The sequence below is a fragment of the Lentzea sp. NPDC042327 genome (assembly GCF_040647275.1).
Classification (GTDB): domain Bacteria; phylum Actinomycetota; class Actinomycetes; order Mycobacteriales; family Pseudonocardiaceae; genus Lentzea.
Map to the genome: position 1 here is coordinate 1 of NZ_JBEZBX010000011.1, position 15,583 is coordinate 15,583.

A 15,583-nucleotide genomic window follows, 5' to 3' on the forward strand; every position below is an offset into this window, starting at 1 on the left:
ACCCGGTCCCATTCCGAACCCGGTAGTTAAGCCCTTCTGCGCCGATGGTACTGCACTGGTTACGGTGTGGGAGAGTAGGTCGCCGCCGAACTTACGTACAGAAGCCCCTGAGGGTCGAGCGCCAGTCGCTCCCCTCAGGGGCTTTCTGCATTTGTCGGCTCACCCCCTCAGCACTCCCGCAGCCGCGCTCCAGCCGCCCCTACGCTCAGGGCTCACTCGACCGGGTGAACGTTGTCCGGATCTCGTCCTTCCTCCGTCTTGTAGATGTCCACCCATCCGAGCTGTCCGGAACTCATGGTCATCTTCGCCCGCCAATATGGAACCGCGTGGGGGAGGCCGCATGTCCTCAACGACTCCAACCCGACCACTCCCGAGCTGAGCCCCAAGCCGCCCCTCCGGAACTCACCCATCGCGGAGCCCACCGAGCCCAGTCGCCCTCAAGCCGAGTCATCCCACGAACTCGATCACCCCGAAGCCGAACCCAGCCGGCCCAGGCCTCAGCTGCTCCGACCTCGGTCATCCCAACCCCCAGTCACCGCAACCCCAGCCTCCGCAACGCCAATCGCCGCCCAATCCCAGCCACTGCAACCGGAATCACTGCCCAACCCCGGACACCCCAGAGCCGTACCGAACAGCCGACCCGCCACAGGTACCTTCTGCACATGCACAACGAGCAGCGCACCGCCCGCCGGTCCGGGGGCACGAGCAAGACCGCGGACCTCGCGACCAACCCGTTCCGGGTGGACCGCGACCGCGTCGCGAGCTCCCCGTTCTTCGCGCGGCTCGGCGGTGTCACGCAGGTCGTCAGCTCCACCGGCTCCGGTCTGCTCGTGCACAACCGCCTGACCCACAGCCTGAAGGTCGCCCAGGCCGCCCGCGCCATCGCCGAACGCCTCACGAACCGCCCCGAGCTGACCGCGGTGCTGGAGAAGCTCGGCGGTTGCGACCCCGACGTCGTCGAGGCCGCCGCCCTGGCCCACGACCTGGGCCACCCGCCGTTCGGCCACCTCGGCGAGCAGGTGCTCGACCGGTTGGCCCGCCACCGGTTCGCCCTGCCCGACGGGTTCGAGGGCAACGCGCAGTCGTTCCGCATCATCACCACCACCGACGTGCGCGGGCCCAAGGCGCTCGGGCTGGACCTGACCGTCGCCGTCCGTGCCGCGATGCTCAAGTACCCGTGGACCCGTCACCAGGACCTGGGGCTCGCCATCGCGCCCCGCGGTGCGGCCGAGCCGGCTGACATGCCGGGGACCGGCAGTGCGAAGTTCTCCGCCTACGTCACGGAGATGAGCGACCTGCAGCAGGCGCGCGAGCCGTTCGAGGGGCGGATCGAGGCGTGGCAGCAGACGGTCGAGGCCAGTGTCATGGACACCGCGGACGACATCGCCTACGCCATCCACGACCTGGAGGACTTCCACCGGGTCGGGGTGTTGCAGCACGCGACGGTCGCGGCGGAGCTCGGCACGTGGCAGGCGCAGGCGCTGGAGCTCGCCGGGTTGAGCGATGCGGAGCTCGAGGCCGAGATCCGGATGCCGGGGCGGTCGCTGGAGACGTTGCGGCGGCGCATGCACCTCAAGGACTCGTGGGTGATGAACGACGAGGCGTTCGCGATGGCGGTGCGCAAGGTCAGCAAGGAGCTGGTCGACGGGTTGCTCGCGGTGCCGTTCGACGGGTCGGTCGAGGCGGAGCAGGCGGTGGCCGGGTTCAGTGCGCGGTGGACGCGCCGGCTCGTCGACGCGGTCGGTGTGATCGAGGAGCCGACGCCGCGATCGGGGCACGTGGTGCTCGCGGTCGCGCAGTGGCACGAGGTGCAGGTGCTCAAGTTCGTCCACCGGCGGTTCGTGTTGTTGCGGCCGGACTTGGCGTTGCACCAGCGCGGGCAGGCGCGGTTGCTGACCTCGCTCGTGGACGCGCTCGACCAGTGGGTCACGGACCGCACCGAGGCGGACCGGTTGCCGCGCAGGCTGCACGACCTCGTCGAGTTGGCCGAAACGGAGTACGCGGCGCTCGCCCGGACGGAGCCGTCCACATTGGTCGGTCCCGCGGGTGAGCTGTCGGTCGGACCGGACGTCGTGCGAGGCCTGGCAAGGGGAAGGGCCGTGGTGGACTTCGTCGCGTCGCTCACCGACAACCAGGCGGCCGCGTTGCTGGAAGCTCTGTCGGGACGAACCGGTCAGTTGTGGACTGACGCGTTTGTTCTGTGAACTGTGATTGCGCCTGCTCAGTGGGAAGTAGCCCAAAAGGATGCTGACTGTGATCAGTCGTGCACCATACGTTGGCGCCTCGACCGGGATCATCCGGTCGTAGGCCGCGTGTTCTCGGGGGACACGCCAACGTTCGGGGGGAAAGCCCTGTGCGCCCATCTCGAAGAGGCACGACACTGGTCACGGCGGGCACCGCGGTGCTGCTGGCCGCGCTGACCGCGGTCGCGCCGGCGAGCGCGGATCCGGTCAAGGCGTCGAAGTCCATCAACGACCGCACGGCGGCACAGATCGCCGCGTTGCAGAGCATCAAGAAGTCGCTCACCCCAGCTGAGTCCAAAGTAGACAGCGCTCTGGTCGTCGAGGCCCGCAAGCGCGTCCAGGTCGGCGTCACCAGCGCCCTCCCGCAGGTCCAGACCGGTGTCGCGGTGTCGTCGAGCTCGACGACCGTCGTCGACGTCCGTGCGAAGCAGTACTCCGAGGGCCTGGTCGACGCCGTCCGTGCCGCGGGCGGGCAGATCCGGGCGGTGTCCCCTGAGAACCGCACGGTTCGCGCCGAGCTGCCGCTGACCAAGCTCGCCGACATCGCCGGCCGCGCCGACGTCGCCCGCGTCGAGCGGGGTAGCGACGCGATGACGCAGAGCGTCGAGAACAAGCGGGACCGCAAGAGCAAGAAGGCCGCTCCGTCCAAAGAGGACAAGGCGCGGCAGATCGAGCGCCGGCTCGCCGAGCAGCGGACCGCGGTGCTGGCGGCCAAGACCGCCGAGAGCGACAAGGCCCACAGCGCCGACGCCGCGCGTGGCTCGTTCCACGTCACCGGCGTCGGCGTGAAGCTGTGCGCCCTGTCCGACGGCATCTCGTCGCTGGCCGTGTCGCAGGCCGCGGGTGAGCTGCCCGCCGTCGACGTCGTCCCGGGCCAGGAGGGCTCCGGCGACGAGGGCACGGCGATGCTCGAGATCCTCCACGACCTCGCGCCCAACGCGGAGCTCGGCTTCGCGACGGCGTTCAACGGCGACGCGAGCTTCGCCGACAACATCAGGAAGCTGCGCTTCCAGCTCGGCTGCGACGTCATCGTCGACGACGTCATCTACTTCAACGAGTCGCCGTTCCAGGACGGCATCATCGCCCGCGCGGTCGACGCGGTCGCCGCCGACGGTGCCGTGTTCTTCTCCAGCGCCGGCAACCAGGGCAACGTCGCCGACGGCACGGCCGGCTACTGGGAGGGCAAGTTCGTCGACTCCGGTGTCGGCGTCGGCAAGTTCGCGGGCACCGCCCACGACTTCAACCCCGACCCGAACGCCAAGCAGCTGTTCAACCCGCTGTCGAACTACTCCGGTGACGCCCCGGTCACGCTGCACTGGGCCGACCCGCTGGGCCAGTCGTTCAACGACTACGACCTGTACCTGGTCAACGCCCAGGGCAACGTCGTCACCTTCAGCCAGAACAACCAGGACGGCGCCCAGGACCCGTACGAGCGCCTCAACACCCCGACGAGCTCGACCGGCACGCGGCTCGCGGTCGTCAAGTTCCGCGGTGAGGACGTGCACTTCGGGCTCACGCTGTTCGGCGGCCGCTTCGCCGACTCGAACGACGGGCTGAAGAAGTTCGTCACGCCCGGGGTGACCCGCGGTCACTCCGCCGCCAAGGGCGCGATCTCGGTCGCGGCCGCCCCGGCCGCCGGGGCACTGCCGTTCGACCTGGAACCCGGTGACCCGGCCAACCCGAAGGGCCCGTACCCCGGTGCCTTCGACAGCGCGCAGAAGCCGGAGCGCTTCACCTCCGACGGCCCGCGCAAGACGTTCTTCGCCGCCGACGGCACGCCCCTCGCCGAGACCCGCCAGAAGCCGGACATCACCGCGGCCGACGGCGTCGCCACCTCGGTCAGCGGCTTCAACCCGTTCTTCGGCACCTCGGCCGCCGCGCCGAACGCCGCCGCCATCGCCGGCCTGATCCTGTCCGGCAACCCGACGCTCACGCCCGCCGAGGTCAAGGAAGCCCTCGTCACCACGGCGATCGACATCGTCGAGTCCGGAGTGGACAACCGCACCGGCGCCGGCATCGTCATGGCCGACCGGGCGCTCGCCTACACCGGTGCGTCCCCGCAGGCACTGGCCCGCGCGCAGAAGCCGACCGTCGTGAACGACAACGACGGAAGCGCTTTCCTCAAGCCCGGCACGACCTCCACGGTCACCGTGCCGGTCACCAACGGCGGCGACGGCCCGGCCGCGTCGACGTCCCTGGTGCTGACCTCGCCGACCGCCGGCGTGACCATCGCGCCGCGGTCCAAGTTCTACGGCACCATCGAGGTCGGCCAGACGGCCTCGAACACCTTCAAGGTGACCGTGCCGGCGTCCGCGGGCCTCGGTTCCGCGGTCCGGCTCGACGCCAGGGTGACCTACGCGGGTTCGACGTCGCCGACCACGGCGTCGTTCACCCTCCGCGTCGGTGAGCCGTCACGCGACTTCAAGACGTTCGCCTACACCGGCGCACCGGTCGCGATCCCGGACAACGACCCGACGGGCGCGTCCATCTCCCTGCCCGTCACGGGTGTGGGTGCGGCGTCGAACCTGAAGCTCTCCGTCGACGGTGCGACGTGTTCGACCGCGGACGGTGCCACGACCGTCGGCATCGACCACACGTTCGTCGGTGACCTGGTCGGCACGCTGACGGCGCCCTCGGGCAAGTCGGTCACGCTGTTCTCGCGCACCGGCAGCCTCGGCAACAACATCTGCCAGGCCGTGTTCGACGACTCGGCCGCGCGGGCGTTCTCGACGCTGACCTCGGCCGACCAGCCGTTCACCGGCACCTGGCGGCCGGCCGGACAGCTGTCGTCGCTGCTCGGCGAGGCGGCGGACGGCACCTGGACGTTCAAGGTCGCCGACGTGGTCAGCTCCGACCGCGGCTCGGTCCGGGCGGTGACGCTGCACGTCGCCGGCTGGGTGTGACCTGAACGGCTGACAGGGGCCCTGGCACCGAGCTCACGGGTGCCAGGGCCCCGTCACGTCCTCACCGGCCGCTCAACGCAGGAGGGCCGCCTCCCCACCGGGGAAGCGGCCCTCCTGGGCGAAGCGGAACGACTAGCGGTTCGGCCACTCCCAGCGGATGCCGAACACACCGGGACCGAACCCGAGCGCCACCGCGTGCACCCCGCCGCCGGAGTCCAGCGTCAGGTTGCGGCGGCGGGACGGGGTCTCGTCACCGGCGGGCACGCTGTACTGCTGGACCCGCGAGGGGAGGTTCGCCTCGTCGAAGCGCACCTCGATGACGTACTCGCGGACCGGTAGCCGGAACTTGCGGGCGAACGTGTTGTTGCCCTTCGGGGCGTGGCCCTCGGGGAACACCAGCTGGTACTCCATGATGAGGGTCTCGCCGCGGGTCAGCGGCCGCTCGAACATCATCTCCGCGACCATGATGTTGGCCTCGTGGTCACGGGCGATGCGGCCCAGGTGGCAGTTGCGCACGTTCACGATCTCGGGGAGCACGTCGGACTCCTCGGTCTCGAAGACGAGCGCCCAGCGGTCGGGGCCGTCCTGTTCCGCGCGCAGGATCTGCCGCACCCACACGGACTTCTGCCCGCCGTCGGCAGAGATCTCGATGCGGTCGTGCTGGCTGATCCGGCCGAGCTTCAGGTCGGACGAGGTGTCGACCTTCGAGAGCAGGTTCGCCACGCGTTCGCGGCGAGCCCACAGTGCGTCGATGGGCATCATGGTCGTCGGGCGGCACCGGCGTCCCCGTGGTCGAGGTGGGCCGAGCAGCGCCGAGAGACCGGACTGAGGTACGCCGAGGACCGACTCGAGGTGACGAAGCGCCTCCAGCGACTCCGGGCGCTCTGGCCTGCGCCGCCCGGACTGCCAGTAGCTGAGCGTCGCGACGCTGATCGTCACGCCGCGCAGTGCCAACCGGTGCTGGATGCGGTCGAGGCTGAGTCGACTGGCCTTGATCGCGGCTCGAAGAGCCTCCGGAAACGGTCCGGTGGTCAAGAGCTGCGTAAGGCTGCCGTGGCCCGTTGAGTCGGTGTCGTCAACAGTCAGTGTTGGTCGACCGGCAGCAGTGGTCATGGTGACTCCCCGCTGTCATAAGATCACGCCCCAGTGACCCTACCCGCCCGTGAACTGCGCTGGTCGGCGCCGGATGGAGTCAATGGTTAATCCATACGGTTCACGAGTTCACGCTTTCGAGGCTCATCTGTCAAGCGTCATGAACCGATCAGTAACATCCGCGTGCTGCTCACGCGCCGTGTCGAGGTGGTTCTAGTGTGTGCACGATGACCCCCCTCCGACGGGACCGCGCGCCCGGAGGTTCCCCGCCCGTTCCGGTGGTCCGGACGCGGCCCGCGCGCACCGCCGGATGGGAAACGACCGGGAAACTCCGCATGTCGCGCAGGGTAGCGGGGCGGTGAGCCGGGTCCGGCCCGTTCCCGGAGGGCGCGCGGTGGAGGTCGAACCCGAGCGCGTGCACGGGTGGGTCACGCGGTTCGCGGAGCGTCACGGGCCCGTTGACGTGCGGGTTGATGGCAACGTCGTCATCACCGCGGCAGACGGAGCAACAGCGACCTTCGTCACGCGCGGCGGAACCACCCTCGACGAGGTGGTGGAGAAGCTCGCCGAACCGCGGCGGGTCGGACTCGTGCTCGTCCGGCTCGGCGGTCACAGCGTCGGTGTCGCGTTCGGTGACCGGGTCGAGGTGTCCGCGACCGACCGCAAGCAGGTCCACGGCCGCATCCGGGCAGGCGGCTGGTCGCAGCAGCGGTTCGCCCGCCGCCGGGAGGGGCAGGCGCGCGTCGCGCTGCGGGCCGCCGCCGACGACGTGGCCCGCGTCCTGGTGCCCCGGCTCGCGGAGCTGGACGGCGTGGTGCTGGGCGGTGACCGGCAGGCGCTCGACGTCCTGCGCGACGACCGCAGGCTCGCCGGCGTCTTCACCAGGGCGGAGGACCGGGTGCTCGACGTGCCCGAACCGCGGCGCGCGGTGCTGGACGAGGCCGCCCGCCGCGCCCGGTGCGTCGAGATCGTGATCCAGGACACGCGGGCAACCCGGCCGGGCGTCGACCGCATGGATGGGGGTGAGGGTGCCTAGAGGGCGCCACCGACCTGCTGGAGTCGCAAGTGCGCAAACGAATGGTGATCGTGGCGGGTGCCGTCGCGCTCGGAGCGGTGGGCATCGCGGTGCCCGCGCTCGCCCTGAACGGTGGCGGCGGCACACCGGACCACGCGCCGACGTCCTCGGCGCCGCGGCCGACCTCCTCCACGGCGCAGGCCCCGCCGACCACGCCGGCGCCCACCTCGATGTCGAGCACGCCGGAGCAGCCGCCGTCGACGACGGTGCTGCCGACGTCCCCCGGGCCGAGCCTGCCGCCGACCACGCCGCCGCCGTCGATCTTGCCGACGCCGCTGCCCACCACCCCGCAGCAGCCGCCGTCGACCACCTGGGCCACGAGCCCCGCGCTGCCGCCGACGACCTGGACGCCGCCCGCGACGACGCCGCCGGTCTCGTCGCAGCCCGCCTGGTGAGGAGTCACCGCTGAACTGGGAGGCCGAGTTCACCGACTGCTTCGACCGGTCAGCCGACTCGATGCGGTTCACCGCGTTCCTGCTGTGCGGTAGCTGGCACGAGGCGGAGGACGTCGTGCAGTCGGCGTTCTTGAAGCTCTACCTGGCCGGTCCGAAGCTCGCCGACCGGTCGGGGCTCGAACCGTATCTGCGGCAGATCGTCGTGCGGACGTTCCTCGCCGAACGCCGCAAGGTCCGCTGGCGCAGGGAGAAGCTCACCGACACGCCTCCAGAGGGCCTGTCCTCCGCCGCAGGGGCGGAGGACAGGCTCGTCGTCTGGCAGGCGCTGTCCGCCGTGCCCGCACGGCAGCGCGCCGTGCTCGTGCTGCGCTATTGGCACGATCTGAGCGTCGAGGACACCGCCGCCGCGTTGAAGTGCTCCGCGGGCACGGTGAAGTCGCAGGCCAGCAAGGGGCTGGAGACCCTGCGGCGCAAGCTGGGACCGGAGTTCGACCACCTGAGGCTGGAGGTGTGATGGTTCGCGAGGACGACCTGCGGGAGACCTTCTCCGCCCTGCACGCGGAGGGGACGCCGCCGCCCGCCGTCACGGCCGCCGACCTCATCCGGCGCGGGCGGGCCGTGCGGTCCCGGCGGCGTGCGGTCGCCGTGGCCGGCACCGGGCTCGCGACCGTCGGTGTCGTGGCCGTGGCGCTGGCCGTGCTGCCCGGCGCCGCACCACCGGAACCGCTGACACCGGGACCCTCGTCGTCGACCAGCGCGCCGGCCCCGGCGAGCACCTCACCGTCACCGGAGTCGGCCGAGCGGACACCGCCGCCGACGACGACGCTGCCGCCCGGCACCACTCCGCCGTCGGGCACGCAGCAGACCCGGCCACCGCAGACGCCGCCGCCGGCGTCGAGCCCACCCGGCACGCCGGACACGTCGAACGCGGTGTCCCCGCCGGGCACACCGGCCACCACGACCTCCGCCTCGGGGCAGTTCCTGCCGACCACGCCCACGTCGTGCTGCTGAGCGGCACAATCCGGGCATGACCACCCGGATCCGCCTCGTCGAGGTCACCGACGCCAACCGCGCCGCCGTGGCGGCCGTGCGCGTGCACCCGTCCCAGGAACGCTTCGTCGCCCCGGTCGAGAAGTCGTTCCAGGACGCGGAGGACCACCCGGAGGGCAACCCCTGGTACCGCGCCGCCTACACCGATGACGTGCCGGTCGGGTTCGTCATGCTCAGCTGGGACGTGACGCCAGGACCGGGCCTGCTGGGGCCGTACTTCCTGTGGCGCCTGCTCATCGGCGCCGAGCACCAGGGCCGCGGCTACGGCACGGCGGTCCTCGACGAGGTCGTGGCACTGCTGCGCGCGCACGGCGTTCCCGAGCTGCTCACCAGCTACGTGCCGGGTGAGGGCACGCCGGGGCCGTTCTACCTCGGCTACGGCTTCGTGCCGACCGGCGAGGTGGAGGACGGCGAGGTCGTGCTGCGGCTGGACCTCAGCTCGCGACCGTGAAGTGCCGGTCGCCGTGGGGCCGTTCGAGCTCGTCGACCACCGCGATGGCCAGGTCCGCCGCCGAGATCGCGGACGGACCGGTGAGCATCTCGTCGCCGCCGCGCCGATAAGTGCCGGTGCGCTCACCGGGTTCGAGCAACGCCGGTGGGCTCAGGTAGACCCAGTCCGCCGCGTGCGCCCGGCACACCTCCAGCTGCCGCACGCTCGCCGCCGCGATGGGGCGGACGTGCGCCGGCACGAACCGGTCGTCGTCGAGCACGAGCCCCGTGCCACCCGGTGACCGCAGCGGCGCGGCACCACCCACGACCAGCACCCTCGTCCCGGCGGCCAGCGCGGCGTCCAGCAGTGCCGCGGTGGCCGGCCCGGCGCTCTGCTCCTGCCCCGGCCGCGGCCGGGTGGCGGCGACGACACCGTCCACTCGGGACAGCACGTCGGCCATGAGCGCGCGGTCGGTCGCGTCACCGCGCACCACCCGCACCCCGTCCGGCACCTCGGGCACCGTGCTGCGGACCACCGCCGTCACGTCGTGCCTGCGCCGTGCCGCCTCGGCCACCACCTCGGCGCCGACCATGCCCGCGGCGCCGACCACTGCGATCTTCACCGGAGAACGCCCCTGGCGAGCACGGGCGCGGGACGCTGGCTCGCGACGATCGCGGCCAGTGCGAGGGCGAAACCGGTGAGCTGCACCGGGCCGAGCGTCTGGCCGAGCACCACCACGCCCAGCAGCGCCGCGACCATCGGGGACAGCAGGCCGAGCACCGAGACCGAGGTGACCGGCAGCGTGGTGATCGCGCGGAACCACAGCACGTAGGCGAGCAGCCCGCCGACACCGCCGAGCCACAGGTACCCGATCACCGCCGCCGGCCCGACCGCCGGTGGCGGTCCCTCGACCAGGAACGTCACCGGCACCAGGAACAGCCCGCCCGCGGTCAGCTGCCACCCGGCGAACGCCGTCGGCCCCACACCGGCGGGCCGCCCCCACTTCTTCGTCAAGGTCACGCCGAGCGCCATCGTCGCCGCCCCGCCGAGGCCCGCCAGCACGCCGACGAGGTCGAACCCGGCCGCGGGCCCCAGCACCACGAGACCGACGCCGACCACGCCGACGACACCCCACGCGCACCGCCACGCCGACGGGCTCTCCTTGAGCACCCCGACCGCCAGCAGCGCCACCACCAGCGGCTGGGCCGCCCCCAGCGTGGCCGCGACGCCACCGGGCAGGCGTTCGGCGGCGATGAACAGGAACGGGAAGAACAGGCCGATGTTGAGCACGCCGAGCGCGCCGGCCCGCCACCACCAGGACCCGCGCGGCAGCGTCCTGGTGAACGCCAGCGCGACCAGGCCCGCCGGCAGCGCGCGCAGCAACCCGGCGAACAGCGGGTGCCCCGCGGGCAGCAGTTCAGTGGTGACCACGTAGGTCGAGCCCCAGACCACCGGCGCGAAAGCCGCGAACGCGGTGCGGGAGAGGTCGTTGTTCTGCACGCCTCACAGTGTTGGTGACCAGCATGGATGAGTCCAACGCATGTTTGTCACGTCATCCATCGTGGTTCAAGATGGATGGGTGGAACTCCAGCAGATGCGCTACGTCGTCGCGGTCGCCGAGACCGGCAGCTTCACCCGTGCCGCCCAGCGCTGCCTGGTCGTGCAGTCGGCGCTGAGCCACCAGGTCGCCCGCCTCGAACGCGAGCTCGGCGCGCGCCTGTTCGACCGCACCAGCCGCAGCGTGCGGCTGACCCCGGCGGGCACGGCGTTCCTGCCCGCCGCACGCCAGTGCCTCGACTTCGCGGACCGCGCCGCGGCCGAGGTGGCGGCGGCCGTGGGGGAGGTGCGCGGGCGGGTGCTGATCGGCGTGATCCCGACCGTGGCGGCCGTGGACCTGCCGGCGGCGCTGAAGGTGTTCCGGGAGCGCTACCCGCAGGTGCGGGTGGCGTTGCGGATGCAGCCGAGCCACGAGCTCGTCGAGCAGGTCCGCCAAGGCGCCCTGGACCTGGCGTTCCTCGGCCTGCCACCCACCGCGCGCCCCGAGGGGGTGCGCGGGCGTGAACTGGCGCGCGACCGGCATGTCGCCGTGTTCGCGCCATCGCACCCGTTGGCGGAGCGGGACGAGGTGGGGCTGGAGGCGCTGGCCGCGGAGCCGTTCGTGGACTTCCCGACGGGCTCGCCGGGGCGGTCGCAGTCCGACCAGGCGTTCACGGCGGCCGGACTGGTGCGGGAGGTCGCGTTCGAGGTCACGACGGCGGAGCTGATGGCAGGGCTGATCCGCGAGGGGCTGGCGGTCGCGGTGCTGCCGTCGCGGTACGCGCCGCGGTTGGGCGGGGTGGTGACCGTGCCGGTCGTGGACGGGCCGGCACGGGTGGAGCACCTGGTGTGGAGCACGGCCGGGCTGACCCCGGCCGCCGCGGCGTTCCTGGAGGTGCTCGGGGTGCCGGGGGAGGCCGCGGAGCCGTCCTGAGAGCCGTGTGAGCCGCATCAGGTGGTCCGGGCCTTCGGGGAACCTGCCGCCGCGTCTCATGTCGCGCTGGCGGGCTGTTCAGCCCGCCGTGCCCGTCGCCAGCAGCCCGCCGTCGACCCGCACGGTCTCCCCGGTGATCCACGACGCCGCGTCCGAGCACAGGAACGCCACCAGCCCCGCCACGTCCTGCGGCGTCCCGAGCCGCTTCATCGGGTACTGCTGCGACGCCTCCTCCTCGCGGCCGGTGTACAGCGCCTCGGCGAACTTCGTCTTCACCACGGCCGGTGCGACGGCGTTGACGCGGACCTTCGGGCCCAGCTGCCACGCCAGCTCCTCGGTCAGGCGGATCAGCGCCGCCTTCGAGGCGCCGTACGCGCCGATCACACCGGTCGAGCGGATGCCGCCGACGGAGGCGACGTTGACGACAGCGCCGCCGTGCTCGCCCATCCAGGCCTTCCACGCGAGCTGCACGAAACCCAGTGCCGCCACCACGTTCACGTCGAAGATCTTGCGCACCGCGGCCAGGTCGGCGTCCATCAGGGAACCGAACTGGGGGTTGATGCCGGTGTTGTTCACCAGCACGTCGAGGCTGCCGAACTCCGCCACCGTGCGCGCCACGACCTCTTCGCGGGACGCGTCGTCGCCCGCGTTGCCCTGGACCGTCAGCACCCCGCCGCCGAGCTCGGCGGCGGCCGCGGCGAGCTGGTCGGCCTTGCGGCCGGTGATCGTGACGGACGCGCCGCGGGAGAGCAGCTCGCGCGCGATGCCGAGGCCGATGCCGCGGGAGGCACCGGTGACCAGCGCGGTCTTGCCGGAGAAGTCGTCGCTCATGGCCGGCAATCTATGCGTCTGGACACAGGTGGGAAATCCGGTGGCCCGCGACCCGTAGAATGGTCCGCGTGATCCTCCTGGAGTAGGCCGCCGCAGTACGTGCCGCCCCTTTGCCGTACCCACCTACCCGGAGTCTTCTTTGATCACCGCAACCGACATGGAGTTGCGCGCGGGCTCACGCATCCTCGTGAGCGGCGCCAACCTGCGCGTCCAGCCCGGCGACCGGATCGGCCTCGTCGGCCGCAACGGCGCCGGCAAGACCACCTCCCTGCGCGTCCTCGCCGGTGAGGGCCAGCCCTACGGCGGCACCATCACCCGCAAGGGCGAGCTCGGCTACCTGCCGCAGGACCCGCGCGAGGGCGACCTGTCCGTCATCGCCAAGGACCGCGTCCTGTCCGCCCGCGGCCTCGACCAGCTGCTCCGCGACCTGGAGAAGGCCCAGTCGAAGATGTCCGAGCTGGTCGACCCCGACGAGCTCGAGAAGGCCGTCACCCGCTACGGCAAGCTCGAAGAGCGGTTCGCCGCGCTCGGCGGGTACGCGGCCGAGTCCGAGGCGGCCCGCATCTGCTCCAACCTCGGCTTGCCCGACCGGGTGCTCGCGCAGCCGCTCAGCACGCTGTCGGGCGGTCAGCGCCGCCGCGTCGAGCTGGCGCGCATCCTGTTCGCCGCCTCCGAGGCGGGCATCGGCGCGAAGTCCAGCACGATCCTGCTGATCGACGAGCCGACCAACCACCTCGACGCCGACTCGATCACCTGGCTGCGCGGCTTCCTCAAGTCCCACGACGGCGGCCTCGTCGTGATCTCCCACGACGTCGAGCTGCTCGACGACGTCGTGAACAAGGTGTGGTTCCTCGACGCGATCCGCGGCGAGGTCGACATCTACAACCTCGGCTGGAAGAAGTACCTCGAAGCCCGCGCCACGGACGAGAAGCGCCGTCGCCGCGAGCGCGCGAACGCCGAGAAGAAGGCCGGCGCGCTGATGACGCAGGCCGCGAAGATGGGCGCGAAGGCCACGAAGGCCGTTGCGGCGCAGAACATGGCGAAGCGCGCGCAGAAGCTCCTCGACGGTCTGGACGACGTGCGCCAGAGCGACAAGGTCGCGAAGATCAGCTTCCCGGCGCCGGCCCCGTGCGGCAAGACCCCTTTGATGGCAGAGGGTCTGAGCAAGTCCTACGGCTCGCTGGAGATCTTCACCGGCGTGGACCTCGCGATCGACCGGGGTTCCCGCGTCGTCGTGCTCGGCTTCAACGGCGCGGGCAAGACGACGCTGCTGCGGTTGCTGGGCGGCAGCGAGAAGATGGACGCGGGCCAGGTCGTGCCCGGCCACGGTCTCAAGATCGGCTACTTCGCGCAGGAGCACGAGACGCTCGACCACGGCGCGTCGGTGTGGGAGAACATCCGGCACATGGCACCGGACGAGCAGGAACAGCGGCTGCGGTCGCTGCTCGGCACGTTCCTGTTCAGCGGCGAGCAGCTCGACCAGCCCGCCGGCACCCTGTCCGGCGGCGAGAAGACCCGGCTGGCGCTCGCCGGCCTGGTGTCCTCGGCGGCGAACGTGCTGCTGCTCGACGAGCCCACCAACAACCTCGACCCGGCCTCGCGCGAGCAGGTGCTCGACGCGCTGCGGCGCTACGAGGGCGCGGTCGTCCTCGTCACGCACGACCCCGGCGCGGTCGAGGCGCTGGAGCCCGAGCGGGTGATCCTGCTGCCCGACGGCACGGAGGACCACTGGTCCGAGGACTACCTGGAGCTCGTGCAGCTCGCGTGATCTCCACGCGTCAAAGGACTACCGTGCGCACCCTGTGATCAACTGAGTGTGATCGAATCGACCGTTCGGCGATCTCTTTGCTTGATCACCTGGCGTTCTGCGTGAACCTGTTCGATCATTGCGACGACAGGGGCCGTCGAACGGCCCGACCTGCTCGTACGGAAGGCGGGACGAGGTGGCTGACCTGAAGAAGGGTGCCCGGATCACCGGCGCCACGCGGGACAAGCTGGCCGCTGACCTGAAGAAGAAGTACGAAAAGGGCGCGAGCATCCGGGCTTTGGCCGAAAGCACCGGGCGTTCCTACGGCTTCGTGCACCGGGTTCTGTCGGAATCCGGCGTCACGCTGCGCGGTCGCGGTGGCGCCACCCGGACGAAGAAGAAGTAGTACCCCACCAGACTGCTACTCTCCGGTAACTAGCTTCTAGTCCGCCGGAGGTACCGACATGCCAGTGCCCGCTGTCGACGCTGGTGTGCTCGAGCGCGGTGGCGTCCGGCTCGCTCTTGCCGGACCGCTCGCCACCGTCACGCTCGACCGTCCCGACGTGCTGAACGCGCAGACGCCCGCCACCTGGCAGGCGTTGCGGCACATCGGTGAACAGCTGGACCCGGACGTCCGCGTCGTGGTCGTCCGGGGTGCCGGCCGCGCCTTCTCGGCGGGGCTGGACCGGCGCATGTTCACCGGTGAGCCGGTCGACGGAGAACCCGGTGGCCTGCCGGGGATGCTCGCGCTGCCGCCCGAGGAGGCGGACGCGCGGATCGCCTCGTACCAGGCCGGGTTCACGTGGCTGAGCGACCCGGCACGCGTGACGATCGCGGCGGTGCAGGGGCACGCCATCGGCGCGGGCTTCCAGCTGGCGCTGGCGTGCGACTTCCGCGTGCTCACCGAGGACGCGCAGTTCTGCATGGCCGAGACCGGGCTGGGACTGGTGCCCGACCTCGGCGGCACACTGCCCCTGGTGCGCCTCGTGGGGTACTCGCGCGCGGCCGAGATCTGCGTGACCTCCCGGCGGGTCCCCGCCGACGAGTCGCTGCGGATCGGCCTCGCGAACTCCGTCGTGCCCGCGGCCGAGCTGGACGCGACGGTCGAGGCGCTGGTGGCCTCCGTGCTCAAGCCGATGGCGGGCGCGGTCACCGAGACGCTGGCGCTGGTGGCGTCGGCGGCTTCCGGCGTGCCCTTCGCCGACCAGCTGGCCGCGGAACGCGCCGCGCAGCTGCGCCGCATCCGCTCGCTCGCGGCACTGGCGTCCGCTCAGAGCTGAACCGCAGCTCCAGGCGTTCTGTGCAGGAATTGTCAGACCGCTGTGCTGTTCTAGAAGGCGTGGACGG

Annotated in this window: 15 protein-coding genes and 1 rRNA gene; 12 read left to right on the plus strand and 4 right to left on the minus strand. The window is 71.5% G+C overall.

Annotated features, from left to right (window positions below):
• The 3 genes from rrf to AB0A63_RS26340 all read left to right on the plus strand — a co-directional run.
• A 5S ribosomal RNA gene (rrf, locus tag AB0A63_RS26330) occupies positions 1-91 on the plus strand; the annotation flags it as partial.
• A gap of 571 nt (positions 92-662) precedes the next feature.
• Positions 663-2,204: a dGTP triphosphohydrolase gene (gene dgt / locus AB0A63_RS26335; protein ID WP_360396077.1), complete on the plus strand. Its 1,542-nt coding sequence runs from the start codon at positions 663-665 to the stop codon at positions 2,202-2,204.
• A gap of 149 nt (positions 2,205-2,353) precedes the next feature.
• The gene (locus AB0A63_RS26340; protein ID WP_360396079.1) at positions 2,354-5,146 is read left to right on the plus strand and encodes a S8 family serine peptidase; all 2,793 of its coding nucleotides are present in this window, start codon (positions 2,354-2,356) and stop codon (positions 5,144-5,146) included.
• A 132-nt stretch (positions 5,147-5,278) separates the two neighbouring features.
• Here the strand turns inward: AB0A63_RS26340 and AB0A63_RS26345 are convergent, their stop codons facing one another.
• Complete coding sequence (locus AB0A63_RS26345) at positions 5,279-6,181, minus strand: hypothetical protein (protein ID WP_232837002.1); 903 nt, start codon at positions 6,179-6,181, stop codon at positions 5,279-5,281.
• 415 nt (positions 6,182-6,596) lie between these two features.
• On the opposite strand from AB0A63_RS26345, the gene AB0A63_RS26350 reads away from it, so the two are divergent.
• The 5 genes from AB0A63_RS26350 (at position 6,597) to AB0A63_RS26370 (ending at position 9,209) form a co-directional block, all read left to right on the plus strand.
• Positions 6,597-7,274 carry an acVLRF1 family peptidyl-tRNA hydrolase gene (locus tag AB0A63_RS26350; RefSeq protein ID WP_360396081.1) on the plus strand — a complete coding sequence of 226 codons (678 nt, stop codon included), beginning with the start codon at positions 6,597-6,599 and terminating at the stop codon, positions 7,272-7,274.
• A 29-nt stretch (positions 7,275-7,303) separates the two neighbouring features.
• Positions 7,304-7,708, plus strand: a complete 405-nt coding sequence (locus AB0A63_RS26355; RefSeq protein WP_360396082.1) for a hypothetical protein — start codon at positions 7,304-7,306, stop codon at positions 7,706-7,708.
• Positions 7,709-7,769: 61 nt separating this feature from the next.
• Complete coding sequence (locus tag AB0A63_RS26360) at positions 7,770-8,222, plus strand: SigE family RNA polymerase sigma factor (RefSeq protein ID WP_360396084.1); 453 nt, start codon at positions 7,770-7,772, stop codon at positions 8,220-8,222.
• Positions 8,222-8,719: a hypothetical protein gene (locus AB0A63_RS26365; protein WP_360396086.1), complete on the plus strand. Its 498-nt coding sequence runs from the start codon at positions 8,222-8,224 to the stop codon at positions 8,717-8,719. The genes AB0A63_RS26360 and AB0A63_RS26365 overlap by 1 nt, the downstream gene beginning before the upstream one ends.
• 16 nt (positions 8,720-8,735) lie before the next feature.
• Positions 8,736-9,209, plus strand: a complete 474-nt coding sequence (locus tag AB0A63_RS26370) for a GNAT family N-acetyltransferase (RefSeq protein WP_360396087.1) — start codon at positions 8,736-8,738, stop codon at positions 9,207-9,209.
• Here AB0A63_RS26370 and AB0A63_RS26375 read toward each other — a convergent pair.
• Both AB0A63_RS26375 and AB0A63_RS26380 read right to left on the minus strand, forming a co-directional pair.
• The gene (locus tag AB0A63_RS26375) at positions 9,193-9,810 is read right to left on the minus strand and encodes an NAD(P)H-binding protein (RefSeq protein ID WP_360396089.1); all 618 of its coding nucleotides are present in this window, start codon (positions 9,808-9,810) and stop codon (positions 9,193-9,195) included. The genes AB0A63_RS26370 and AB0A63_RS26375 overlap by 17 nt on opposite strands.
• Complete coding sequence (locus tag AB0A63_RS26380; RefSeq protein WP_360396090.1) at positions 9,807-10,688, minus strand: EamA family transporter; 882 nt, start codon at positions 10,686-10,688, stop codon at positions 9,807-9,809. The genes AB0A63_RS26375 and AB0A63_RS26380 overlap by 4 nt, the downstream gene beginning before the upstream one ends.
• Before the next feature lie 79 nt (positions 10,689-10,767).
• Here AB0A63_RS26380 and AB0A63_RS26385 point away from each other — a divergent pair, with 79 nt between their 5' ends.
• Positions 10,768-11,658 carry a LysR family transcriptional regulator gene (locus AB0A63_RS26385; RefSeq protein WP_360396092.1) on the plus strand — a complete coding sequence of 297 codons (891 nt, stop codon included), beginning with the start codon at positions 10,768-10,770 and terminating at the stop codon, positions 11,656-11,658.
• 78 nt (positions 11,659-11,736) lie between these two features.
• Here the strand turns inward: AB0A63_RS26385 and AB0A63_RS26390 are convergent, their stop codons facing one another.
• Entirely contained in the window at positions 11,737-12,489 is a 753-nt protein-coding gene (locus tag AB0A63_RS26390) for an SDR family oxidoreductase (protein WP_360396093.1), read from the minus strand.
• Between the two features lie 139 nt (positions 12,490-12,628).
• On the opposite strand from AB0A63_RS26390, the gene AB0A63_RS26395 reads away from it, so the two are divergent.
• From AB0A63_RS26395 to AB0A63_RS26405, 3 genes are all read left to right on the plus strand, one after another.
• Positions 12,629-14,257, plus strand: coding sequence for an ABC-F family ATP-binding cassette domain-containing protein (locus AB0A63_RS26395; RefSeq protein ID WP_360396095.1), 1,629 nt, complete (start codon positions 12,629-12,631; stop codon positions 14,255-14,257).
• A gap of 118 nt (positions 14,258-14,375) precedes the next feature.
• Positions 14,376-14,642 carry a helix-turn-helix domain-containing protein gene (locus tag AB0A63_RS26400; RefSeq protein ID WP_360396097.1) on the plus strand — a complete coding sequence of 89 codons (267 nt, stop codon included), beginning with the start codon at positions 14,376-14,378 and terminating at the stop codon, positions 14,640-14,642.
• A gap of 58 nt (positions 14,643-14,700) precedes the next feature.
• Positions 14,701-15,516 (plus strand): enoyl-CoA hydratase/isomerase family protein, encoded by an 816-nt coding sequence (locus AB0A63_RS26405; protein WP_360396099.1) that lies wholly within the window; start codon positions 14,701-14,703, stop codon positions 15,514-15,516.
• The last annotated feature ends 67 nt before the right edge of the window (positions 15,517-15,583 follow it).

Bases quoted from the DNA above. Each gene is read 5' to 3' on its own strand.
- AB0A63_RS26405 (WP_360396099.1), top strand. From the start codon at position 14,701: ATGCCAGTGCCCGCTGTCGACGCTGGTGTGCTCGAGCGCGGTGGCGTC.
- AB0A63_RS26360 (WP_360396084.1), top strand. From the start codon at position 7,770: ATGCGGTTCACCGCGTTCCTGCTGTGCGGTAGCTGGCACGAGGCGGAG.
- AB0A63_RS26365 (WP_360396086.1), top strand. From the start codon at position 8,222: ATGGTTCGCGAGGACGACCTGCGGGAGACCTTCTCCGCCCTGCACGCG.
- AB0A63_RS26370 (WP_360396087.1), top strand. From the start codon at position 8,736: ATGACCACCCGGATCCGCCTCGTCGAGGTCACCGACGCCAACCGCGCC.
- dgt (WP_360396077.1), top strand. From the start codon at position 663: ATGCACAACGAGCAGCGCACCGCCCGCCGGTCCGGGGGCACGAGCAAG.
- AB0A63_RS26390 (WP_360396093.1), bottom strand. From the start codon at position 12,489: ATGAGCGACGACTTCTCCGGCAAGACCGCGCTGGTCACCGGTGCCTCC.